The 21,050-nt window shown below is 65.6% G+C and carries 21 protein-coding genes; 5 read left to right on the top strand and 16 right to left on the bottom strand.

Annotation, left to right across the window (positions count from 1 at the left end):
* Positions 1–47: 47 nt before the first annotated feature.
* Positions 48–1,271, bottom strand: a complete 1,224-nt coding sequence (locus Q8J98_RS07970; RefSeq protein ID WP_305293895.1) for an N-acetylmuramoyl-L-alanine amidase — start codon at positions 1,269–1,271, stop codon at positions 48–50.
* A gap of 201 nt (positions 1,272–1,472) precedes the next feature.
* Here Q8J98_RS07970 and Q8J98_RS07975 point away from each other — a divergent pair, with 201 nt between their 5' ends.
* Positions 1,473–2,222 (top strand): DsbA family protein, encoded by a 750-nt coding sequence (locus Q8J98_RS07975; RefSeq protein ID WP_305293896.1) that lies wholly within the window; start codon positions 1,473–1,475, stop codon positions 2,220–2,222.
* 55 nt (positions 2,223–2,277) lie between these two features.
* On the opposite strand, the gene ispG is transcribed toward Q8J98_RS07975, so the two are convergent.
* The 4 genes from ispG to Q8J98_RS07995 form a co-directional block, all read right to left on the bottom strand.
* A complete protein-coding gene (gene ispG, locus Q8J98_RS07980) occupies positions 2,278–3,390 on the bottom strand; it encodes a flavodoxin-dependent (E)-4-hydroxy-3-methylbut-2-enyl-diphosphate synthase (RefSeq protein ID WP_305185650.1) in 1,113 nt (370 codons plus the stop codon).
* A gap of 67 nt (positions 3,391–3,457) precedes the next feature.
* Positions 3,458–4,606 (bottom strand): helix-turn-helix domain-containing protein, encoded by a 1,149-nt coding sequence (locus Q8J98_RS07985; RefSeq protein ID WP_305293898.1) that lies wholly within the window; start codon positions 4,604–4,606, stop codon positions 3,458–3,460.
* Between the two features lie 108 nt (positions 4,607–4,714).
* Positions 4,715–5,944 (bottom strand): 5-aminolevulinate synthase, encoded by a 1,230-nt coding sequence (hemA, locus tag Q8J98_RS07990; RefSeq protein ID WP_305293899.1) that lies wholly within the window; start codon positions 5,942–5,944, stop codon positions 4,715–4,717.
* Between the two features lie 429 nt (positions 5,945–6,373).
* Positions 6,374–8,176, bottom strand: a complete 1,803-nt coding sequence (locus tag Q8J98_RS07995) for a LysM peptidoglycan-binding domain-containing protein (RefSeq protein ID WP_305293900.1) — start codon at positions 8,174–8,176, stop codon at positions 6,374–6,376.
* 150 nt (positions 8,177–8,326) lie between these two features.
* On the opposite strand from Q8J98_RS07995, the gene Q8J98_RS08000 reads away from it, so the two are divergent.
* Positions 8,327–8,878 (top strand): TIGR00730 family Rossman fold protein, encoded by a 552-nt coding sequence (locus Q8J98_RS08000; RefSeq protein ID WP_305293924.1) that lies wholly within the window; start codon positions 8,327–8,329, stop codon positions 8,876–8,878.
* Here the strand turns inward: Q8J98_RS08000 and rarD are convergent.
* The 3 genes from rarD to Q8J98_RS08015 all read right to left on the bottom strand — a co-directional run bounded on the left by rarD (position 8,815) and on the right by Q8J98_RS08015 (position 12,572).
* A complete protein-coding gene (gene rarD / locus Q8J98_RS08005; RefSeq protein WP_305293901.1) occupies positions 8,815–9,732 on the bottom strand; it encodes an EamA family transporter RarD in 918 nt (305 codons plus the stop codon). The two genes, Q8J98_RS08000 and rarD, sit on opposite strands and share 64 nt — an antisense overlap.
* A gap of 199 nt (positions 9,733–9,931) precedes the next feature.
* Positions 9,932–11,233 carry an NAD-dependent dihydropyrimidine dehydrogenase subunit PreA gene (preA, locus tag Q8J98_RS08010; protein WP_305293903.1) on the bottom strand — a complete coding sequence of 434 codons (1,302 nt, stop codon included), beginning with the start codon at positions 11,231–11,233 and terminating at the stop codon, positions 9,932–9,934.
* 1 nt (position 11,234) lies between these two features.
* Complete coding sequence (locus tag Q8J98_RS08015; RefSeq protein ID WP_305293904.1) at positions 11,235–12,572, bottom strand: NAD(P)-dependent oxidoreductase; 1,338 nt, start codon at positions 12,570–12,572, stop codon at positions 11,235–11,237.
* A gap of 273 nt (positions 12,573–12,845) precedes the next feature.
* On the opposite strand from Q8J98_RS08015, the gene accB reads away from it, so the two are divergent.
* The 3 genes from accB (at position 12,846) to aat (ending at position 15,485) form a co-directional block, all read left to right on the top strand.
* Positions 12,846–13,331, top strand: a complete 486-nt coding sequence (gene accB / locus Q8J98_RS08020; protein WP_305293905.1) for an acetyl-CoA carboxylase biotin carboxyl carrier protein — start codon at positions 12,846–12,848, stop codon at positions 13,329–13,331.
* A 7-nt stretch (positions 13,332–13,338) separates the two neighbouring features.
* Complete coding sequence (accC, locus tag Q8J98_RS08025; RefSeq protein WP_305293906.1) at positions 13,339–14,685, top strand: acetyl-CoA carboxylase biotin carboxylase subunit; 1,347 nt, start codon at positions 13,339–13,341, stop codon at positions 14,683–14,685.
* Positions 14,686–14,837: 152 nt separating this feature from the next.
* Positions 14,838–15,485 carry a leucyl/phenylalanyl-tRNA--protein transferase gene (gene aat / locus Q8J98_RS08030; RefSeq protein WP_305293907.1) on the top strand — a complete coding sequence of 216 codons (648 nt, stop codon included), beginning with the start codon at positions 14,838–14,840 and terminating at the stop codon, positions 15,483–15,485.
* Here the strand turns inward: aat and Q8J98_RS08035 are convergent.
* From Q8J98_RS08035 to tmk, 8 genes are all read right to left on the bottom strand, one after another.
* Positions 15,449–15,805 carry a DUF2155 domain-containing protein gene (locus Q8J98_RS08035; RefSeq protein WP_305185660.1) on the bottom strand — a complete coding sequence of 119 codons (357 nt, stop codon included), beginning with the start codon at positions 15,803–15,805 and terminating at the stop codon, positions 15,449–15,451. The genes aat and Q8J98_RS08035 overlap by 37 nt on opposite strands.
* Positions 15,802–16,272, bottom strand: a complete 471-nt coding sequence (locus Q8J98_RS08040; RefSeq protein WP_305293908.1) for an outer membrane lipid asymmetry maintenance protein MlaD — start codon at positions 16,270–16,272, stop codon at positions 15,802–15,804. Before Q8J98_RS08040 ends, Q8J98_RS08035 begins: the two co-directional genes overlap by 4 nt.
* Before the next feature lie 3 nt (positions 16,273–16,275).
* Positions 16,276–16,650, bottom strand: coding sequence for an NADH:ubiquinone oxidoreductase subunit NDUFA12 (locus tag Q8J98_RS08045; protein ID WP_305293909.1), 375 nt, complete (start codon positions 16,648–16,650; stop codon positions 16,276–16,278).
* Positions 16,651–16,777: 127 nt separating this feature from the next.
* Positions 16,778–17,716, bottom strand: coding sequence for an AEC family transporter (locus tag Q8J98_RS08050; protein WP_305293910.1), 939 nt, complete (start codon positions 17,714–17,716; stop codon positions 16,778–16,780).
* Positions 17,716–18,513, bottom strand: a complete 798-nt coding sequence (locus Q8J98_RS08055; protein ID WP_305185664.1) for an MBL fold metallo-hydrolase — start codon at positions 18,511–18,513, stop codon at positions 17,716–17,718. Before Q8J98_RS08055 ends, Q8J98_RS08050 begins: the two co-directional genes overlap by 1 nt.
* Positions 18,510–19,307, bottom strand: a complete 798-nt coding sequence (locus Q8J98_RS08060; protein WP_305293911.1) for a TatD family hydrolase — start codon at positions 19,305–19,307, stop codon at positions 18,510–18,512. Before Q8J98_RS08060 ends, Q8J98_RS08055 begins: the two co-directional genes overlap by 4 nt.
* Positions 19,308–19,323: 16 nt before the next feature.
* On the bottom strand, positions 19,324–20,436 hold the full coding sequence (locus tag Q8J98_RS08065) for a DNA polymerase III subunit delta' (protein ID WP_305293912.1): 1,113 nt from the start codon (positions 20,434–20,436) through the stop codon (positions 19,324–19,326).
* Complete coding sequence (tmk, locus tag Q8J98_RS08070) at positions 20,433–21,044, bottom strand: dTMP kinase (protein ID WP_305293913.1); 612 nt, start codon at positions 21,042–21,044, stop codon at positions 20,433–20,435. The genes Q8J98_RS08065 and tmk overlap by 4 nt, the downstream gene beginning before the upstream one ends.
* Positions 21,045–21,050 lie beyond the last annotated feature (6 nt).

A 21,050-nucleotide genomic window follows, 5' to 3' on the forward strand; every position in this document is an offset into this window, starting at 1 on the left:
CGCGCCCCGGCAGGGGTTTGCCGACGCTGCTGCCGTCCTGCGGCGGTCTATTGCCGCAGGTAACGCGCTTCAGCGGCATCGACAACCGCCCAGACCTGCAAAGCCGCCACGATTGCCGAGACCATGTTGGCACGCCAGGCAGGATCGGCCAGGCGGCGGCGGTCGGCTGCCGAGGACATGAACCCGAGTTCAAGCAGAACCGAGGGGATGTCGGGGGCCTTCAGCACCGAAAATGCCGCTGCCTGCACCGGCTTCTTGTGCATCTTCAGCCCGGCACCCAGAATTGCTGCCTGCAGTGCCACCGCCAGACCATCGGCGCGCGGCTGGGTTTCGGCGCGCGCCATTTCCATCAGCACCTGCGCCACCTCATCGTCGTGCCCGGCCAGATCCACCCCCGCGAGCAGGTCGGCGCGGTCGTGCCTTTCGGCAAGCCGCGCCGAGGCGGTATCGGAAGCCTCGGCGGCCAGAAGATAGACCGTCGCCCCGGCTGCCTCGCCTTCGGCCAGAGCATCGGCGTGCAGCGACAAGAGCACATCGGCACCTGCCGCCCGCGCCACCGACATGCGCTCCTCAAGCGGCACGAACACATCTTCTTCGCGGGTCAGCACGACGCGCATTCCGGCCCTTGCCAGCGCTTCTTTCAACTCGCGGGCAAAGCCCAGCACCAACGGGGCCTCGGCCAAGCCGTCGGCCTCGGCACCTGGGTCGAGGCCACCATGGCCGGGGTCAAGCGCCACCAGCAGCGGCACTTCGCCGGTCTGGCGGCGGCGCGGCGCGGCAACTGAAGTGGGTTCAGGCAACTGCCAGCGCGTTGCCACGGGTGCCCCGGCGCGGGCGGCAAAATCGGCCAGCGCGACAGGTTCCAGCCGGACCCGGATCTGCGGCCCGGTACCGGTGCTTTCCCAAGCCTCGGTCACCGCCATCGGTCCCGCAAGCTCGGCGGTCAGGCGCGTCCAGCCGGGCGAGGCATGGCCCCATTCAAGCCCGGTGAAATGCGGCGAATGGCCAAGCACCGTCTCCGGCTGCCCGGTGAATTCCAGTTCCGAAAATTCCACCACCAGGCGCGGCGGCGCATCGAGCAAAAAGGCGCGGAACGGGATCGGCTGGCTGATGCCAAGGCTGATTTCCACCGCGCCGCCCGCCTCGACAATACCGCTGCGCGCCGCATCGAGCCGCGCCAGCGCACGAAACTCTTGCGCCGCCGCAGCGCCGCCCCACGCCAGCAGCGCCAGCGCGACAACCCCAACAAACCGCCGCAATCTGCCCGCCATGCTGCCCCGCTCCGGGGTCACTGGCCCCGGTTCGCGCCCGCAGTATAGCCGCTGGCGCGCCGCTGCGAAACCTTTCTGGCAGCACCAGACGCGGCATCTGCTCAAGCAGTCGTGCTTTGGCCGCCCTTGCCAAGCTGCCGCTTTGCCACGATGCTGCGCCCCGCCCGGCCCAAAGCGGGCACCAGAAAAGGATGTCCGCCGATGCCATTTTTTCGCCTTGCCACCCTCGCCCTTGCGGCAACCCTTGCCGCAGGCTCAGCCCTGGCCTTTGACCCCGCCGCCATGACCGAGGCAGAACGCACGGCATTTGGTGCCGAAATCCGCCGGTATCTGCTGGAGCACCCCGAAGTGCTGGTCGAGGCGATCAACGTACTTGACGCGCGCCAGGCCGCGCTTGCCGCCGCCACCGACGCGCAACTGGTGGCCGCCTACGCCGAGGCGCTCTTCAATGATGGCAATTCCTGGGCGGGCGGGAACCTGGAAGGCGATGTGACGGTGGTCGAGTTCATGGATTATCGCTGCGGCTACTGCCGACAGGCCCACCCGGAGGTCGAGGAACTGGTGAAATCCGATGGCAATATCCGCTTCATCGTCAAGGAATTTCCGATCCTCGGGCCGGAGTCGGATCAGGCATCGCGCTTTGCGATCGCGATCCGGCAGATCGGCGGCGATGCTGTTTACAAGCAGGCCCATGACCTGCTGATCACCTTGCGCGGGTCGGTCAACGTCGAGGCGCTGACGCGGATTGCGCAAGACCTCGGGCAAGACCCCGCTGCGGTGCTGGCGCGGATGAGCGACCCCTCGGTGACCGCGATCATCGAGGCGAACCACGCGCTGGCGCAGCAGATGCAGATTTCCGGCACCCCCTCGTTCGTGATCGGCAACGAAATGTTGCGCGGCTATCTGGCGCTTGATGGCATGCGGCGGATCGTGGCCGGCACGCGCGGCTGAAGGCCGGGGGCGCTGCCCCCGGACCCCCGGGGTATTTGGACGAAGGAGAAGCGGATCAGCTGGTTTCGGCTTCAATCGCGGTGGCGCGGGCTTCGACGAGTTCGACAATGTGATCGATCATCCGGTCATTGCCGAGTTTGTGCACCTGTTTTCCCGCGAGATAGACCATGCCCGAACCTGCACCGCCGCCGGTGAACCCGATGTCGGTCATCAGCGCCTCGCCGGGGCCATTCACGACGCAGCCGATGATTGAAAGGCTCATCGGCGTGGTGACATGCGCGAGACGCTCTTCCAGCGCCGCCACGGTCTTGATCACGTCGAACCCCTGCCGCGCGCAGGAAGGGCAGGAGATGATGGTGACGCCACGGTGGCGCAGGCCGAGCGACTTGAGAATTTCAAAGCCGACGCGCACCTCTTCCACCGGGTCGGCGGAAAGCGAGACACGGATGGTGTCGCCGATGCCGGACCAGAGCAGGTTGCCGAGCCCGATGGCCGATTTGACAGTGCCGGATACGAGCCCCCCGGCCTCGGTGATACCGAGGTGGATCGGCGCATCGGTGGCTTCGGCGAGTTGCTGGTAGGCAGCAGCGGCAAGAAAGACGTCAGAGGCTTTCACCGAGATCTTGAATTCGTGAAAGTCGTTGTCTTGCAAGAGCTTGATATGGTCGAGGCCAGATTCGACCATGGCTTCGGGGCATGGCTCGGCGTATTTTTCGAGCAGGTGCTTTTCCAGGCTGCCGGCGTTGACGCCGATGCGGATCGAGCAGCCGTGGTCCTTGGCGGCCTGGACCACCTCCTTCACCCTTCGGGCATCGCCGATATTGCCGGGGTTGATCCGCAGGCAGGCCGCGCCCGCCTCGGCCGCTTCGATGGCGCGGCGGTAATGGAAGTGGATATCGGCGACAATCGGCACCGGGCTTTCGCGCACGATCTCGCGCAGCGCGCGGGTCGCGGCCTCGTCCGGGGTCGAAATCCGCACGATATCGGCACCCGCATTGGCGGCGGCGATCACCTGCGCCAGCGTCGCGCTGACATCCGAGCTGTCGGTATTGGTCATGGTCTGCACCGAGATCGGCGCATCGCCCCCTACCGCCACCCGCCCGACCATGATCTGGCGCGATTTGCGGCGCGCGATATTGCGCCATGGGCGGATCGGGTTATGCGTCATCGGAGCCTCGGGCAAGCAGGATCGCCTGTGAGAGATAGGCCAGCCGCAGGCTTTGGGCAACGGGGGTTCAGTTCGACGCCGCGGCCAGCGCGACCATGCGCGCCAAATCGCCGTCGCGCGCCATGTCGGCCACCGCATAGGCGGTAGCGAGCGATTCAGGCGAGAGCACGATGTTCTTGGTTACCGCCCCCGGAGCCCCCGCAGGCCCATAGGTTGTGCCGTTCACCGCGAAATAGACCGCGCCAGATTCGCCGGTGCGAAGGATCGGCGGCTCTTCCAGTTTGGGCAACACGAAGCGTTCGCCCGCGTTGAGGATCTTTTCAAGAATTATGGTGCCGTCAGACGCCTGCACCCGCACCCAGGCCGGGCGCACAGCAAGCAGCGCGACCGCAGGTGCATCCGGCGCGACGGTATGCACGACAACCTCGGCAACCTCTTCGGCAACGCTTGCGGGCGGCGCAACGGAGGGCGCTTCGGCCAGCACACCCGCCACCCGCGGATCGATTGCAGCAATCGGGCTGTCGCGCGCCACCAGAATCGGGGTTTCCAGCGGCCGCGGGCGGTAGAGGCGATCAAGCGCTTCGGCGGCAGGCAGCGCAGGTGCGGTATCGGCAGCAGCCAGCGCAACCCCGGCGGCGGCGAGCGGGTCGATCAGTGCCAACATTCCGGGTGCCTGTTCGACCGGGGCCACCTGTACCCGCTGCACTTCCTGCAGAATCGAGAAACCGCCGTAGCCAAGGCCACCGACGAGCGCCACCAGCACCAGCACCGAGCCAACCGCACGCGGTTCGATCTTGCGCCAGAACGCCTCGGCACGGGGCACGAAGCTTGCGTTCGGGTTGGCAAGCGGTTCAACCGGGTCGCTGCGGCGCGGGCGCGGGCCGGAAGCGGCTGCGGCCATGCCATGCGTGGGGGCGAATCCGGCCTCGCTGCAAAACTTGGCAAAGGCCCAATCCTGGTTCATGCCCAGATAGCGCGCATAGGAGCGCACATAACCCGCCACAAATCCGGGCGTTTCAAAGGCGGAAATATCGGCGTTTTCGATGGCGGCGATGTAACTTGCCTTGATGCGCAATTCGCGCTGCACATCGAGCAGGGATTTGGCGAGCGTCGCACGTTCGCCGCGCATCAAATCGCCCAACCGCAGCTCAAAGTCGTCAAACCCCTTGGGCTTGTCCGCTTCCAATGCTGAAGGTTTGGCCTTCCGCCCGATCATCCCCGCAACTGTCCCCGAGCCAGATGTTGTCGAATCGCGTTTACGCGCGGCGATTTGTTGCGATTTTATTACCACAGGCAAGCGCTAAGTGCACTCGCAGAAATGCGCTCAGGCGCTGGCTTCGGCGCGATTCAGCGCACAGCGCGCCCAAAGCGAATCCATCGCGCGCACGAGTGCATCAATTTGCGCCGGATCGTGCACCGGCGAAGGGGTCAGGCGCAGCCGTTCGGTACCGCGCGGCACTGTGGGGAAGTTGATCGGCTGAACGTAAACGCCGTATTCCTCAAGCAGCATGTCCGAGAGCAGTTTGCAGTGCACCGGGTTGCCGACATGCACCGGCACGATATGCGTGCCGTGGTCGATGATCGGCATGCCAAGCGCCTTCAGCCGGGTTTTCAGAATGCGCGCGTGCAATTGCTGCGCGTCGCGCAGCTTCTGCCCTTCGGCACCCTTGAGATAGGCAATCGAGGCGGCAGCGCCTGCGGCAATTGCAGGCGGCAGCGAGGTGGTGAAGATGAATCCCGGCGCATAGGAGCGCACAGCGTCAACGATCAGCGCACTGGCCGCGATATAGCCGCCGAATACGCCGAAAGCCTTGCCGAGCGTGCCGTTGATGATGTCGATGCGCCCGGCAAGCCCCAGCTTTTCCGAAACGCCACCACCGCGCGGGCCATACATGCCCACCGCATGCACCTCGTCGATATAGGTCAGCGCGCCAAACTCTTCGGCGGCCTCGACGATTTCCCTGATCGGGCCGAAATCGCCATCCATCGAATAGACAGACTCGAAGGCCACGAGCTTTGGCACCGCCGGGTCATCCTTGGCCAGCAGTTCGCGCAGATGCGCCACATCGTTGTGGCGGAAGATGCGTTTCGCACCGCCATTGCGCCGGATGCCCTCGATCATCGACGCGTGGTTGAGCGCGTCCGAGTAGATGATGAGGCCGGGGAACAGCACCGCCAATGTGCTCAGCGTCGCGTCGTTGGCAATATAGGCCGAGGAAAACAACAGCGCCGCTTGCTTGCCGTGCAGGTCGGCAAGCTCTGCCTCAAGCCGTTTGTGATAGACCGTGGTGCCCGAGATGTTGCGCGTGCCACCCGACCCTGCGCCGGTCGCGGCAATTGCTGCCTGCATCGCCGCAACCACTGTCGGGTTCTGGCCCATGCCCAGATAATCGTTGCCGCACCAAACCGTGATATCCTTGGTGGTGCCATCGGGTCGGGTCCAGACCGCATGCGGAAACGCCCCACTCTGGCGCTCGATATCAATGAAAGTCCGGTAGCGGCCTTCATCATGAAGGCGTTTTACAGCCGTTTCGAGTGCTTGGGTATAATCCATCAAGGGTATCCTTGGCTGTGGTGGTGCGCAGAGGCCAGGGGCCCGCCGGTGCAGCAACTGTTAAGGGCAAAAGCTCAATTTTGGAACCAAAAAATGGCCTCGATCTCGTCTGGGCGGGTCACTCTTTGGTGCAACAGGGCGATTTTTGCGGTGCCAGCCGTGTTTGTTCCCTAATGACTCGTACGCTTCCCCCCTGTCGTGCGACAAGTTGTCGCAGATTGGCGGCGGCCGACTTGATATGGATCAATTTTCGGGAATCAACTGTGGTTAGACTAATTCCAGTCTTTGCGGAGACCAGCTGGCCGGGCATGGTAGTTCGAGGGTGATCTGCTTGCCAGTCCGCTGCCCGAGCAGATGTGATCCGGTCTGCATAGGGCAAATGAAAGGGGCGCGGAGGCAACTCCGCGCCCCTTTTTCGTGCGCAGTCGCTCAGTCCGGGATGGTGAACACCTGACCGGGATAGATCAGGTCGGGGTTGCGGATCTGGTCGCGGTTGGCCTCGAACAGTTTCACATAGAGGATGCCTTCGCCGTAGTTCTGGGTCGCAATGCCCCAGAGGGTATTGCCCTTTTGCACCGTTACCACCCGCACCACAGGCAGGCTCGGATCGGCGCTGGCAGCCGCTTCGGCAGCACTGGCGGCGGCGAGCACTTCGGGTGCTTCGCGCTTGAGCGGGGATTCGGCGCGCGAGGTGACCTTGCCCGCCGGATCGAGCGCATCGATGCGCAGCGTGTAGATGCCCGGAGCAACGTCATCCAGCACGATGCGCCAGTGGCCGATCGCGCCAACCTGCGCCGTGGCGCGTTCGGTGTTGTCGAGGTAGGCACGCACATGGCCCGCCCCAGCGCCGCGACCCGCAACCACGACCGCGCCGCGCGCGTCATAGCTGATCGAATCGATCACCAGTGCTTCGGGAAGACCTGGCGCGGCGGGTGCGGGTTCGAGCACGGTAATGCCGCTTGCATCCGCCAGAAGCGCACGCGGCGCGACCGGCTCCAGCGCCACCTGCGCAGGGGTATCGGCTGCGGGGGATACCACAACCGGGCTATCCGCAGCCGGGGCCTCGGCGGTGCCGGTCGCGACCACTGCGGGAGCCACTTCGGCGGTTGTGGGTGGCTCGGTTGTGGCGGCGGGAGCAGGCGCTTCGGTTGCGGCTTGCGCCGTCTGGACCGCTGCGGGCGGTTCGGCGGTGGCCAGTTGAACCGGAGTGTCGGCCTCCACTTCTGATACGGGGGCACCCGGTGCAGCACTTGCAACCGTCGCTGGCACCTCGGCCGGGGCCACGAGACTCGGCGTCAGGATGACCGTCTGCTCAGAGCCGATCACCCGCCCGTCGGCAAGCGCGATGCGCAGCGTCAATGCGCGCGGAGCCTCCGAATGGGGTAGGCTGAACATCGCCACGAACTGGCCGCGCGCGCTGGCCAATGCCTGCGCCGCCTCGACGCCGTCAACCAAAACCGTGACGCCAAGCCCGGCAAGCGCCTGCCCGGCGATGACAACCGAGCCGTCAGGTGCCGCGCGCACGGTATCGAATCGCGGTGGCGCAACTTCGGCCAGCATCTGCGGCACCGCGGGTGCGGCGGCGGGTGCAGGGGCGGCGCTGGTGGCGCTTTCAACGGTGGCTGGAACCTCGAGGGTTGCGGTCGGCGCATCGGGAACCGCCGGAGCCTCGGTGGCAACGGCAACCGCCGCCGGAGCCTCGGGGGCTACGGCAGGTGCATCGGCAACCGCCGCCGGAGCCTCGGGGGATACGGCAACCGCCGCCGGAGCCTCGGGGGATACGGCAGGTGCATCGGCAACTGCAGTCGGAGCCTCGGGGGTTGCGGTCGGGGCATCGGCAACCACAGCCGGAGCCTCGGGGGCAACGGCAGGCGCATCCGCAACCACAGCCGGAGCCTCGGGCGTTGCCACAGGCGCATCCGCGACCGCCGCCGGAGCCTCGGGCGTTGCCGCAGGCGCATCGGCAACCGCCGCCGGGCTTTCCGTGGTCGCCGGCGCGGTGGATGCCGTCGGTGGCGCAGAGGTGGGCACATCGGGCAGGCTCGCTACCCCAGACGGTTGCGGCGCGTCCGGAACGACGACGGGCCTACTGAGCATCCAGCCGCCAAGGCCGAGCACCACCACCGCCACTGCCGCCGCCGCACCGATCAGCACGCCGCGCCCGCTGGCCGCAGCCCCTGATGCCGCCGCTGAAACTGGCGTTTCGCCGCCGCCCGTGTTGTCGTCGCTCATGCACTCCCCCAGTCCCGGCTCCGGCACTCCGCCGCAACCGCTTGAGCCTCTGTAGCAAGACCGTTACCAAGGCTCAAGAAATGCCGGAGCGGTCGCGCCCGACCCTCGCGCTGCGCGGCATTGCTGCAACTGAAAGGAAACACCGTGCCCCTGCCCCGTCCCTCGGTCTGCGTCTATTGCGGCGCGCGCGCGGGCACCCGCCCCAGCTATACCGCCACCGCGCAGGCGACCGGTGCCATGCTTGCGGCGCGCGGCTGGCGGCTGGTCTACGGCGCAGGCGATGTCGGCCTGATGGGCGAGGTGGCGCGCGCCGCGATGGCAGCGGGTGGCCAGTGCTTTGGTGTCATTCCGGCGCATCTTTACAACCGCGAAGTCGGCAAGCGCGACCTGTCCACCTTCATCATCACCGAAGACATGCACGAGCGCAAAAAGGTCATGTACATGAACTCGGGCGCGATCGTGGTGCTGCCGGGCGGCGCGGGCTCGCTTGATGAGCTTTTCGAGGTGCTGACCTGGCGCCAGCTCGGGCTGCACGCGAAGCCGATTCTGCTTCTGGATACCGAGGGTTACTGGCAACCGCTGATGGCGTTGCTGCGGCATCTGGTGGCCGAGGGCTTCGCCGATGCAAGCTTGCTCGACTATGTCGAACTGCTTCCCGATGTCGCGGCACTGGAATCGCGGCTGGCAACCGCTTTCGGCTGAAACAGCCCGGCACCGGAATAAAGCGCCAGCGCAACCCAGATCAGCGCGAATGCGGCGCGGTGCCAGGGCGTGAACGGCTCGGCAAAAACCGCGACCGCGCAGAGAAACTGCAACAGCGGATTGAGGTATTGAACAAGTCCCAGTGTCGCCATCCGCACCCGCCGCGCGGCATAGGCGAAAAGCATCAGCGGGCCGCCGGTCAACACCCCCGAAAACGCCAGCAGCGCCAAGGTGCGCGCGTCGCCGCCCATCGCAGCGCCACCTTTCGTCGCGATCCAGCCGAGCCAGCCGAAAGCCAGAGGCGCGAGCAGAAGCACCTCGGCGGTGACCGAGACCAGGGGCGAGACGGCGAGACGTTTTTTCACCAGTCCATAAAGCCCGAAAGTGACCGCGAGCGTCAGCGCCACCCAGGGCAGGGCACCAAGCCCGAATGCCAGGAGCGCCACCGCCGCTGCCGCCAATGCCACCGCCAGCCACTGCAGAGGCCCAAGCCGTTCGCCCAGCACCGCCACCCCCAGCACCACCGCTACCAGCGGAAACAGAAAGTAACCCATCGAGGCGTCGAACGTGCGCCCCACCTGCACCGCCCAGATGAACACCAGCCAGTTTGCCGAGATCAGCACCGAGGACAGCGCGGTTATTGCCGCGCCCCGCCCAAGAAAAGCCGCGCGCACCTCGCGCAACTTGCCGCTGGAAACCACCACCAGACCAAAGAAGGCAAGCGACCAGAGGGTGCGGTGCGCCAATACCTGCAAAGGCGGCACTTCGGCGAGCAATTTGTAGTAAAGCGGTGACAGCCCCCAGACCGTGCAAGCGGCAACGAGCGCCCAAAACCCTTTTGCTGCCTCGCCCATCACCCACCCCCGCTTTGCCCGAAGTCATGACCCAAGACACCAACAGAAGGAAGGGCACACAGACGATGTTCAATGGCAGGAAGCCAGGAAAATCTGGCTCCACCTGCAATCAGCACAAAACCGAGGGCGGAATCGCCCGCACCCCGTCCCGGTTTCTTCATTGCCTGAAATACCCCGGGGGCGCGGGGGCCTGCCCCCGCTACTCAGCCGCCCTTGCGCTCGGGTTGTTGGGGTGCGTCGTCCAGTTTGCATAGGCTGCCGTCGCGCGCCCGGTGCGCTTGTCGACCTCGCCCGGGGCAAGTTCGCGCATGGTAATGCAGCCCGCCACCGGGCAAACATCGACGCAAAGGTTGCAGGCCACGCATTCCTCTTCCTTCACGGTGAACACGCGATCCGCGCTCATCGCGATGGCCTGGTGGCTGGTATCCTCGCAGGCGGCATAGCAACGCCCGCACTTGATGCAGTCGGCTTGGCTGATCACCGCCTTGGTGACATAGTTGAGGTTGAGATACTGCCAGTCGGTCACGTTCGGCACCGCGCGGCCCACGAGGTCGGAGGTGCTGGTGAAACCCTTGGCGTCCATATAGTCGGAAAGCCCCGAAATCATTTCCTGCACGATCTTGAAGCCATAGGTCATCACCGCGGTGCAAACCTGCACATTGCCCGCGCCAAGCGCCATGAATTCCGCCGCGTCGCGCCAGGTCGTGACCCCGCCGATGCCCGAAATCGGCAGCCCGCGGGTGGCGGGATTGCGGGCAATCTCGGCCACCATGTTGAGCGCGATCGGCTTTACCGCCGGGCCGCAATAGCCGCCATGGGTGCCCTTGCCGTCAAGCGTCGGTTGCGGCGCGAAAAGGTCGAGATCGACCGAGGTGATCGAGTTGATGGTGTTGATCAGGCTCACCGCATCGGCACCGCCGCGCAACGCCGCCTCGGCGGGCTTGCGGATGTCGGCGATATTGGGGGTCAGCTTCACGATCACCGGCATGCGGGTGTTTTCCTTGCACCAGCGGGTGACCATTTCAATGTATTCGGGCACCTGCCCCACCGCACTGCCCATGCCGCGTTCGGCCATGCCATGCGGGCAGCCGAAGTTGAGCTCCACCCCGTCGGCATCGGTTTCCTCGACCCGCTTCAGGATCGCCTTCCAGCTATCCTCGGTGCAGGGCACCATCAGGCTGACCACCAGCGCGCGGTCGCGCCAGTCGCGCTTGACCTGCTTGATCTCGCGCAGGTTCACCTCCAGCGGGCGGTCGGTGATAAGCTCGATGTTGTTGAGACCCAGAAGGCGGCGGTCGGCCCCCCAGATCGCGCCATAGCGCGGGCCATTGACGTTGACCACCGGCGGGCCATCCTCGCCCAGAGTTTTCCAGACAACGCCGCCCCAGCCTGCCTGATAGGCGCGGCGAACGTTGTATTCCTTATCTGTGGGCGGAGCCGAGGCGAGCCAAAACGGGTTGGGTGATTTGATGCCAATGAAGGTGGTGTTCAGGTCTGCCATTTCATGCCCCCTTCAGGCTTGCGTGAATATCCATGGCCACGTCGCGGCCCTCGGCCACTGCGGTCACGGTCAGATCATCGCCGCCGACCGCGCAATCTCCGCCAGCCCAGACATTCGGCAAGCTGGTGCGCCCCGCGCCGGTCACCGCGATCTTGTTCCCGTCGAGCGCCAGCGGCACCGGCGTTCCCGCAAGCCGCTGCCCGATCGCGGTGAACAGCTGATCGGCTTTCAGGCGAAATGTCTGGCTGGTCAGTTCCAGCCCCTTCGGGCCGGGCCTAGTGTAGGCAAATTCGACCTCGCGCACTGCGCCCGCCCCGAAAATCGCCACCGGTGCTGCATTCGGGATGATCTTCACACCGCTTGCCGTCGCGTGGTCCTGTTCATGGCGGCTGGCAGGCATTTCCGCCTGACTTCTGCGGTAGACGATGGTGACGTTTTCTGCCCCGAGAAGCTTCGACTGCACGGCGGCATCAATCGCCGTCATGCCGCCGCCAACCACCACCACGTCGCGCCCGACCGGCAGTTGCGCCAGATCGGATGCCTGCCGCAACTCGCGGATGAAGTCGGTCGCGGGCAGAACCTGGTCAAGTTGCTCGCCCGCCAGCCCCAGCGCGTTGACCCCGCCGAGGCCAATGCCCAGAAACACCGCGTCATGGCCTGCGCGCAGGTCATCGAGGCTGCCCTCGCGCCCCAGCGCCCAGCCGCTCACTACGGCAATACCACCGATTTTCAGCAACCATTCGACCTCTGCCTGCGCAAACCCGCCCGGCACCTTGTAGGCCGCAAGCCCGTATTCGTTCAGGCCCCCGGCCTTGGGCCTTGCATCGTAAAGCGTGACCGCATGGCCCAGCAGCGCCAGACGATGCGCGCAGGAAAGCCCCGCTGGCCCGGCACCGACCACCGCCACCTTGCGCCCGGTCGGCGCGGCGCGCGTGAAGGGGTGGCCGCCAGCGGCCATCAACCTGTCGGTGGCAAAGCGCTGCAATGCGCCGATCTCGACCGGCTTGCCCTCGGCCGCCTCGCGCACGCAAGCCCCTTCGCAGAGGTTTTCTGTCGGGCAGACGCGGGCACAGGTGCCGCCGAGGATGTTCTGCGCAAAAATGGTGCGCGCGGCGGCCTCGGGGGTATCAGTCGCGATCTGACGGATGAACAGCGGAATGTCGATGCTCGTCGGGCAGGCAGTCACGCAGGGTGCATCGAAACAGAAATAGCATCGGTCGGCGGCAACCCGCGCCTCGTACATTCCCAAGGGCGGCGCAACATCGGCGAAATTCGCGGCAAGATGTGCCGCATCAAGTCGGCCTGCCGCGACGCCGGGGGTAAGTTGGCTGTTGGTCACGAGCGACCTCCCTGATTGGTCCGATTTTCCTCAGGCTGCCACAGGGTCATTATTTTATCAAATGGTAAAATACGCCGCAGTGCGGCAGCGCCAGTGCTGCCTGCAACATGGGCAGCGCCGTGCGCAGGTGCTGCAAATTGCGACACTCTATCCCCGACACCCGGGCAAACTGATCGCTTTCCCTGCCCTGACGGCTGTCGTATAACCCAGCCGATGACGGCGCGGCGCGCCGCAGGGGCAGAGCGGCCCCGCAACCGGACCTCTGAGGACCCCATGAGCAAACACACCCATGAAGACGATGTGGCTTTCATCCAGGCGCTTGCCGAACTCCTGAACAAGAACGCGTTGACCGAGCTTTCGGTAATGCGCGAATACGGAGAGGATGACAGCCTTGAAGTGCGGGTGGTAAAACAGGCCCAGATGGTCGCCGCTGCGCCACAGCCTGCGGCCTATGCCGCCGCCCCCGCCGCGGTTGCTGCGGCACCCGCAGCGGTAGCCGCAGTCAGCGATGACCCCGCCCGCCATCCCGGCGCGGTGCCCTCGCCGATGGTCGGCACGGTTTACCTTTCCGCCGAACCGGGAGCCGAGCCCTTCGTGACCCTGGGCGCGCAGGTAGAAGAAGGGCAGACGTTGCTCATCATCGAAGCCATGAAAACCATGAACCACATCGGTGCGCCCCGTGCGGGCACCGTGAAGCGCATCCTCGTCGATAACGGCACCCCCGCCGAATACGGCACGCCCCTGATGATCGTCGAGTGAGGCCGCAATGTTCGACAAGATCCTGATCGCGAACCGTGGCGAGATTGCGCTGCGGGTGATCCGCGCCTGCCACGAGATGGGCATCGCCTCGGTTGCGGTGCATTCCACCGCCGATGCCGACGCCATGCATGTGCGGATGGCGGACGAATCTGTCTGCATCGGGCCAAACCCCTCGACGCTGAGCTATCTCTCCGTGCCGGCGATCGTTTCGGCCTGCGAAATTACCGGCGCGCAGGCAATCCATCCCGGTTACGGCTTCCTCAGCGAAAACGCAGCTTTCGTGCAGGTGCTGGAAGATCACGGCATCACCTTCATCGGCCCCACTGCGGAACACATCCGCATCATGGGCGACAAGATCACCGCCAAGGACACGATGAAAAAGCTCGGCGTGCCCTGCGTGCCCGGCTCTGACGGCGCGGTGGCCGATGTAGCGGCGGCCAAGCGCGAAGCCAAAGCCATCGGCTATCCGATCATCATCAAGGCCACCGCTGGCGGCGGTGGTCGTGGCATGAAGGTGGCAAAAGACGAGAGCGAGCTTGAGGTCGCCTTCCGCACCGCCCGCAGCGAGGCAAAGGCCGCGTTCGGCAATGACGAAGTCTATATGGAAAAGTACCTCCAGACACCGCGTCACATCGAGATTCAGGTGTTTGGCGATGGCAAGGGCCGTGCCGTGCATCTGGGCGAACGCGACTGCTCGTTGCAGCGCCGCCACCAGAAGGTGATGGAGGAAGCCCCAGGCCCGGTCATTACCGCCGAACAGCGCGCCCGGATCGGCAAGATCTGCGCCGATGCGGTGGCACGCATCAACTACATCGGTGCCGGAACCATCGAGTTCCTCTATGAAAACGGCGAGTTCTATTTCATCGAAATGAACACCCGCCTGCAGGTCGAACACCCGGTGACCGAAGCAATTTTCGGCGTCGATCTGGTGCGCGAACAGATCCGCGTTGCGGCCGGGCTGCCGCTCGATTTCACGCAAAAAGACCTCACCATTCGCGGCCACGCCATTGAGGTGCGGCTGAATGCCGAGAAACTGCCGAACTTTACCCCCTGCCCCGGCAAGATCACCCAATACCACGCGCCGGGCGGGCTTGGCGTGCGCATGGACAGCGCGCTTTACGATGGCTATGTGATCCCGCCGTATTATGACAGCCTGATCGGCAAGCTGATCGTGCACGGCCGCGACCGGCCCGAAGCGCTGGCGCGGCTCAACCGCGCCCTGGGCGAATTGATCGTGGACGGGGTCGATACCACGGTGCCGCTGTTTCGCGCGCTTCTTGCCGAGCCTGACATTCTGGCGGGAAACTATTCGATCCATTGGCTCGAAACCTTTCTTGCCGAGAGCTTCGAATAGAGGTTCGGAGCTGCCGCACCGGGCGGGGCTTTCCGGAACAGGCTCGATATTGCCCGGAAAATCGAAGAGCCCCATCTGTTTGCCCCCGCACAAAATCTGCGTCACTATGGCCAAAATCCAGCCCAGCCCCGCGATCCGGACAAGCAGACCCGATGCGCCAAGCCGACCCCCCGCTTTCGCCGGAAATGCTGCTTTCGGGCTATGCGCAGGGTATTTTCCCAATGGCGATGACGCGCGACGAGGCCGAACTGCACTGGTTCGACCCGCCGCGGCGGGGGGTGATGCCGCTTGACGCGCTGCACGTTTCGCGCTCGCTTCGCCGCCGGGTGCTGCGCTGGAATTACCTCGTGCGTATCGATTCTGCCTTTTGCGAGGTGGTTTCTGCCTGTGGCGCGCGCCCCGAGACATGGATCAACGCCGAACTCGCGCGGCTTTACCAAAGCCTGCATGCCTCCGGCCACGCGCATTCGCTTGAAATATGGCAGGAAGACGCACTGGTGGGCGGCATTTTTGGCGTGACCCTCGGCGGCGCGTTCTTTGGCGAAAGCATGTTTTCGCGCCGCCGCGACGCGTCAAAACTCGCCATGGTCTGGCTTGTCGACCGGTTGCGGCGCGGCGGCTTTACGCTCTTTGACACGCAATATCTGACGCCGCATCTGGCAAGCCTTGGCGGTATCGAGATCCCGCGCGCCCGATACCACGCAGCTCTGGCCGATGCGTTGCCCAGGCAGGCAGATTTCGCGCGCCCAGCCGCCGCCTCGCCTCAGGAAATCTTGCAGCGGATCAGCCAGACGTCGTAGCGGGAATCGTCCATCGCCGAAAGCGCAGGGCTGTCGGAAATCATCCAGCCGTTGAACTTTTCCGCCGCGGTGGTGGTGTCGATGATGACCAGCCGCGCAAAGGCCTTTGATGCCGGGTCCTCGGGCGGATAGCGACATTCGGCAAGTGTCACCGAAAGCCGCCGGTAAACCACCGTTTCGCCAGCCGCCAGTTCAAGATCGGTGGTGATGCCGGAAATCCGGTCGAGCGCGCGCAGCACCGCGCCGGGTGCCGCCGCAACCTCTTGCGCGAACGCTCCTGCGGGCAGCAGCAGCAAAAAGGCAAGCGCCGCGCGAATCATGGCGCGGTCTCCGCGGCAGGTGCCGCACTGCCACCGCCGACGAACTTCAAGAGCAGGTTGAGCAGGCTGACCGCGCCTTGCGTATCTTCGATCTCGGCCCCGGGGGCGAGGTTTTCGATGGCGCCGCCCGGCATCACCTCGACAAAGGCACCGCCCAAGAGCCCCTCGGAGGCAACCAGCATGCCGCTGTCGGCGGGCAGCACGACGCCCTCGTTGATCGCAATTCTCGCATCGGCAAAAAATGTCACCGGGTTCAGCGCGAGGTTGGTGACAGTGCCGATCTTTACCCCGGCAAGGCGCACATCGCTGCCGACGGTGATGCCTTCAACCGACCGGAACGAGGCGCGCACCTCATAGCCACCCCGCTTGGGCGCAAAACTCGACCCCTGGGCGGCCCAGAAAAAGAACCCGAGCGCGATCAGCATGACCGCAGCACCTGCCAGAACTTCGGTGCGGTTCTCGGCCATGCCCTATTCCGGCTGCCAGGCCTCGTAGTCGCGCCGTTCGACCGGCGCGGCACGGCGCAGCGACCCCGCAGGCGCATAGGCACCCGGCGTGCCGGACAGGTTTGCCTGATGCGGCAGCTCCCAGCCCTTGCGCGGCATTGGCACATCGCTCGGCGCGTCGGCATAGGTGTGGTGCAGCCAGCCATTCCAGTCTGCGGAAATGCGGCTCGGCTCGCAGACGCCATTGTAGATCACCCAGCGGCGCTTGTCGTCGCGGGTGCGGTAATAGATGTTGCCCTCAACATCCTCACCCACCCGCACACCCTTGCGCCATGTATAGACCTGGGTGCCGAGGGTCTGGCCATTCCACCAGGTCAGAAGCCGGAGCAGGAATTTCATGCGTTGAGTCCTCCGCGTGTGCTGCCTTGCGCCCGATATGAACCATGCACAGGCGAAGGTCCAGAGGCAAGCGCCGCGCGCGCCCTTGCGCCAAATGTCGCTGTCTCGCGGGTCTGGCTGCCGGGCTTCACGGCAATATTGCAAGCCACGCCCAGACGGTAAGGATCGACGCGGCAGTGGCAAGGAGCACGCTCGATGCCGCGACGCGCTTGGCCACGCCATAGATGCTGGCGAAAAGATAGGCGTTTACCCCCGGTGCCATTGAAGCGGTCACTACCGCCGATCGCAATGCCGAGGTTTCGAGCCCGAAACCCCAGCGCCCTAGCCCGTAGGTCACCGCCGGGTGCACGATCAGCGACAGCACCGTGACCATCCCGATAGCCTTCATGTCGCCCTCGGGGCGGTAGCGGAACAGCACCCCGCCAAGGCCGAAGAGCGCGGTCGGCAGCGCCGCCGACGCCATCATGTCCACCGCCGCCCAGATCGAGCCGTGCAGTGCCAGGCCAGACAGGTTCACCACGAACCCTGCCAGAATGCCAAGCACCAGCGGCGTTCTCAGTATCCCGCTCAGCGCATTCACCGCCACCCGGCCCAGCGTGGCACCCGAACCATGGCTGCGCACCCCCTCCATCAGGGTGATGCCGAAGGTGTAAAGCAGCGGCGAATGGACCGAGATGATGGCAAAGTTCCCCGCCAGCGCCGCGGTGCCATAGGCCCTTTCGGTAATCGGGATACCCAGCAGCAACGAGTTGGAGAAGAGGCAGCAGAACCCTATCGCAACCGCATCGGTCCCCGGCCTCTTGAACAGCAGCCGCGCACCGGTCAGGCCAAGACCAAAGGCAATGAAGGCCCCCGCATAGAACGAAAGCATCAGGCCGGGGTCATAGGAGGCTCCAAGATCGAGCTTGGCAATGGAGCGGAACAGCAGCACCGGCACCGCGAAATTCTGCGCAAAGCGCATCACCCCATCGACCGCACTTTCCGAAAAAAGCCCCTGCCAGGCCGCCACATAGCCGAAACCCAACACCAGAAACACCGGCAGGATGACGTCAATGAGTGCCCCCATCAGAGAGCGAACTCCAGCACCATCCCGTCATGGGCCGGGGTCACATGCGCCGGGGTTTCCGCGGCAACTTGGCCGTGGTCGAGGTCAATGTGCATGTTGGTCAAAACCGCCCGTTCCGGCGCTGCGCGGTCGATCCATTCAAGCGCGCGTTCAAGGTGCACATGCGTCGGGTGCGGCTTGCGGCGCAGCGCATCGAGCACCCAGAGCTTCAGCCCCGCAAGCAGCAGCCACGAAGCCTCGGGAATGGCCGAAACGTCGGGAACATAGGCCAGCGGACCAACACGAAACCCGAGCGCGTCGATATCGCCGTGGCGAACGGGGATCGGGGTGAACCCGATCGGCCCGCCCGCGCCTGTCACCTCGAAGGCTGCGCGGATCGTGTGCAGATCGCAGATCGCCGGGTAGGAGCTGTCGGCGGGCTGCACGAAGGCATAGCCGAAACGCCCAAGCAGCGCTTCCTGCGTTTCGCCGTCGGCCCAGACCGGCATCCGGGCACCGGCGTTGAAGGTAAGCTGGCGGATATCGTCAAGCCCGTTCACATGGTCGGCGTGGGCGTGGGTATAGACCACCGCATCCAGCGTTGAAACACCGGTGGCAAGCAGTTGCGCGCGCATGTCGGGGCTGGTGTCGATCAGCGCCCGGGTGGTGCCATGAACACCAACCCGCTCGACCAGCATCGAGCACCGCAGCCGGGTGTTGCGGGGGTTCGAGGGGTCGCATTCGCCCCAGTGACCGCCAATGCGCGGCACCCCGCCCGACGACCCGCAGCCCAGAATGGTGAAACGCAGAAGGCTCATCCGGCGATCCTCGCCTTGGCAAAGAGGCGGTCGAAATTGGCTGATGTGGCAGCAGCGAACTCGGCCAGGCTCAGGCCGAATACCGAGGCACCGACAGCGGCGGTATGGGCGGTAAAGGCTGGTTCGTTGCGCCTGCCGCGGTGCGGCGAAGGGGCGAGATAGGGCGCATCGGTTTCAACCAGCACCCGGTCAAGCGGCGCGGCGGCAAAGATATCGCGGATCTCCTGGCTCTTGGGAAAGGTGGCGATGCCCGACATCGAAAGGTAAAAGCCAAGGTCCAGCGCCACCCGCGCCAGCGCTGGCGAGGACGAATAGCAGTGCATGACGCAGCCAAAGGCACCGGCGCGATGCTCCTCGGTCAATATCCGCGCCATGTCGGCATCGGCGGCACGCGAATGGATGATGAGCGGCAAGCCGGTAGCCCGCGCCGCCTCGATATGGACCCGCAGGCTGACCTGTTGCAGCGTGGCGCTTTCGGCGGTGTAATGGTAATCCAGCCCGGTTTCGCCGATGCCGACGAACTTTGGATGCGCCGCCAGCGCCACCAGTTCGGCAACGGTGGCAAGCGGTTCCTCGGCGGCGCTCATCGGGTGGGTGCCCGCAGCCCAGAACACGCCGCGATGCGCCTCGGAAATGGCGCGCACCTGCGCCACATTGCGCAGCCTCGTGCAGATCGTCACCATGCGGGTGACGCCCGCGGCATGTGCCCGCTCGACCACCTGCCCCAACTCGCCCGCAAAATCGGGGAAGTCCAGATGGCAGTGGCTGTCAACGAGTGCGGGCGGGGTAGGCATTGGCCGGTCCTTGTGCTCAGGCAGCGGCGGCCGCCGAGATATGCAGCACCATATCCATGACGAGCGCCGCAGGGTCAAGGTTCACCGCCCGCCCGCGCCGGGCACGCGCGCCAAGCTCTTGTTGCAGCTCGGCCCAGCGGCGCGCATCGGAGGCGTCGAGCGCGAGGCGCGCGAAGGCTGCGGCCTCGCCGGGCGCGGCCTCGGGAAACGGCGCGCCCACAACACCGGCGCGCGCAAGCCGGGTCAGGAACAGATCGAAAAGATCAAGGACAAGATCGAAACGCGCGGCATTGGCCGCCCCTGCCGCCGCGTCGGAAAAGGCCAGCGCCGCCGCGCGGTCGAAGCGTGGCTGCGCGGCCATCAGCCCGACAAGCCGCGCGTAAAGGTCGAGCCCGTCAAGGTTGGTGATACGCATGGCCGCCCCGACCGAGCCGCAGGCAAGCGCGGCAAGCGCCTCGGGTGCCTGCACCTCGATCCCCGCCTGCGCCAGCGCCGCGGCCATGTCCGCTGGTTCCAGCGTCGCCGCCCGCAACTCGCGGCAACGCGAGCGGATGGTGGGCAAAAGCCGCGCCGGCTGGTGCGCAATCAAAAGGAAGGTGACCGCCGCGGGCGGCTCCTCCAGCAGCTTCAAGAGCGCATTGGCGGCCTGCACGTTCAATTCGTCCGCCGCATCGACAATCACCACCCGCCGCCCGCCATCGACGGCGGAAAGCTGCAAGAACCCCTTGAGCCTGCGCGCCTCGTCAACCCGGATATCAGCGGAAAGCGCGGTGCCTTTTTCGTTCGGGCCACGGCGCAGCAAGAAAAGCCGTGGCTCGGCCAGCGCAATGCTGCGCCGGATCACCGGGTGGTCAGGCGGGGTGTCGAGGCTCGCAGGCGGGGGGGCGGCAAAAAGCCCGCCGGGGTCGGCCTGGCTGAGCAAGAACCGTGCAATGCGCCATGCCAGCGTGGCCTTGCCGACGCCGCGCGGGCCGGTGATGAGCCAGCCGTGGTGCAGCCGCCCGGTGGCGAAGGCACCAAGAAAGTCGCCCTCTGCGCGACCTTGCCCGTAAAGGCGCAGGGTTTCGCGCGGGTGGGCGGCACCGGGTGCGCAGTCGGGCTCGGGCAGGTCCGGGGCGTCGGCGCTCATGCCAGCGCCGCGCGGGCGAGTGTTGCAACCTCGGCCGCCACCACTTCGGGCGGCCGGGCCCCGTTGACGACGCGGAAGCGGGCAGGAAACTCGGCGGCAAGCGCCAGAAAGCCCACGCGCATCCGCAGCTGCATGCCGATGCCGAAATCCTCGAACCGCTCCTCGTGCCCTTTGCGCGCCAGCGCCCGGCCAAGCCCTTCGACGGGGTCGATATCGATGAGAAAGGTCAGGTCAGGCTCGATGCCGATCATCATCGCGTGCAGGGCATCTACCGTGGCGCGCAAATCGCCGCGCGTCAGGCCCTGATACATCCGCGTGCTGTCGGCGAAACGGTCACTTATGACAATCCGCCCGGCGGCAAGCGCAGGGCGAATGGTGCGCTCCAGATGGTCGCGGCGGGCGGCGGTGAACAGCAGGATCTCGGTTTCCGCCGACCAACGCTCGGGGTCACCTTCCAGCACCAGACGGCGGATTTCCTCGGCTCCGGGGCTGCCCCCCGGCTCGCGGGTGGCAAGCACATCGCGGCCCTCGGCCCGCAATGCCTCGGCGAGCAGTCGCGCCTGGGTGGATTTGCCCGACCCGTCGATACCCTCGAAGCTGATGAACATGCCTGC

Source organism: Phaeovulum sp. (assembly GCF_030684035.1).
GTDB lineage: Bacteria > Pseudomonadota > Alphaproteobacteria > Rhodobacterales > Rhodobacteraceae > UBA6213.

Bases quoted from the DNA above. Each gene is read 5' to 3' on its own strand.
- Q8J98_RS07970 (WP_305293895.1), bottom strand. From the start codon at position 1,271: ATGGCGGGCAGATTGCGGCGGTTTGTTGGGGTTGTCGCGCTGGCGCTG.
- Q8J98_RS07975 (WP_305293896.1), top strand. From the start codon at position 1,473: ATGCCATTTTTTCGCCTTGCCACCCTCGCCCTTGCGGCAACCCTTGCC.
- ispG (WP_305185650.1), bottom strand. From the start codon at position 3,390: ATGACGCATAACCCGATCCGCCCATGGCGCAATATCGCGCGCCGCAAA.
- Q8J98_RS07985 (WP_305293898.1), bottom strand. From the start codon at position 4,606: ATGATCGGGCGGAAGGCCAAACCTTCAGCATTGGAAGCGGACAAGCCC.
- hemA (WP_305293899.1), bottom strand. From the start codon at position 5,944: ATGGATTATACCCAAGCACTCGAAACGGCTGTAAAACGCCTTCATGAT.
- Q8J98_RS07995 (WP_305293900.1), bottom strand. From the start codon at position 8,176: ATGAGCGACGACAACACGGGCGGCGGCGAAACGCCAGTTTCAGCGGCG.
- rarD (WP_305293901.1), bottom strand. From the start codon at position 9,732: ATGGGCGAGGCAGCAAAAGGGTTTTGGGCGCTCGTTGCCGCTTGCACG.
- preA (WP_305293903.1), bottom strand. From the start codon at position 11,233: ATGGCAGACCTGAACACCACCTTCATTGGCATCAAATCACCCAACCCG.
- accB (WP_305293905.1), top strand. From the start codon at position 12,846: ATGAGCAAACACACCCATGAAGACGATGTGGCTTTCATCCAGGCGCTT.
- accC (WP_305293906.1), top strand. From the start codon at position 13,339: ATGTTCGACAAGATCCTGATCGCGAACCGTGGCGAGATTGCGCTGCGG.
- aat (WP_305293907.1), top strand. From the start codon at position 14,838: ATGCGCCAAGCCGACCCCCCGCTTTCGCCGGAAATGCTGCTTTCGGGC.
- Q8J98_RS08035 (WP_305185660.1), bottom strand. From the start codon at position 15,805: ATGATTCGCGCGGCGCTTGCCTTTTTGCTGCTGCTGCCCGCAGGAGCG.
- Q8J98_RS08040 (WP_305293908.1), bottom strand. From the start codon at position 16,272: ATGGCCGAGAACCGCACCGAAGTTCTGGCAGGTGCTGCGGTCATGCTG.
- Q8J98_RS08045 (WP_305293909.1), bottom strand. From the start codon at position 16,650: ATGAAATTCCTGCTCCGGCTTCTGACCTGGTGGAATGGCCAGACCCTC.
- Q8J98_RS08050 (WP_305293910.1), bottom strand. From the start codon at position 17,716: ATGGGGGCACTCATTGACGTCATCCTGCCGGTGTTTCTGGTGTTGGGT.
- Q8J98_RS08055 (WP_305185664.1), bottom strand. From the start codon at position 18,513: ATGAGCCTTCTGCGTTTCACCATTCTGGGCTGCGGGTCGTCGGGCGGG.
- Q8J98_RS08060 (WP_305293911.1), bottom strand. From the start codon at position 19,307: ATGCCTACCCCGCCCGCACTCGTTGACAGCCACTGCCATCTGGACTTC.
- Q8J98_RS08065 (WP_305293912.1), bottom strand. From the start codon at position 20,436: ATGAGCGCCGACGCCCCGGACCTGCCCGAGCCCGACTGCGCACCCGGT.
- tmk (WP_305293913.1), bottom strand. From the start codon at position 21,044: ATGTTCATCAGCTTCGAGGGTATCGACGGGTCGGGCAAATCCACCCAG.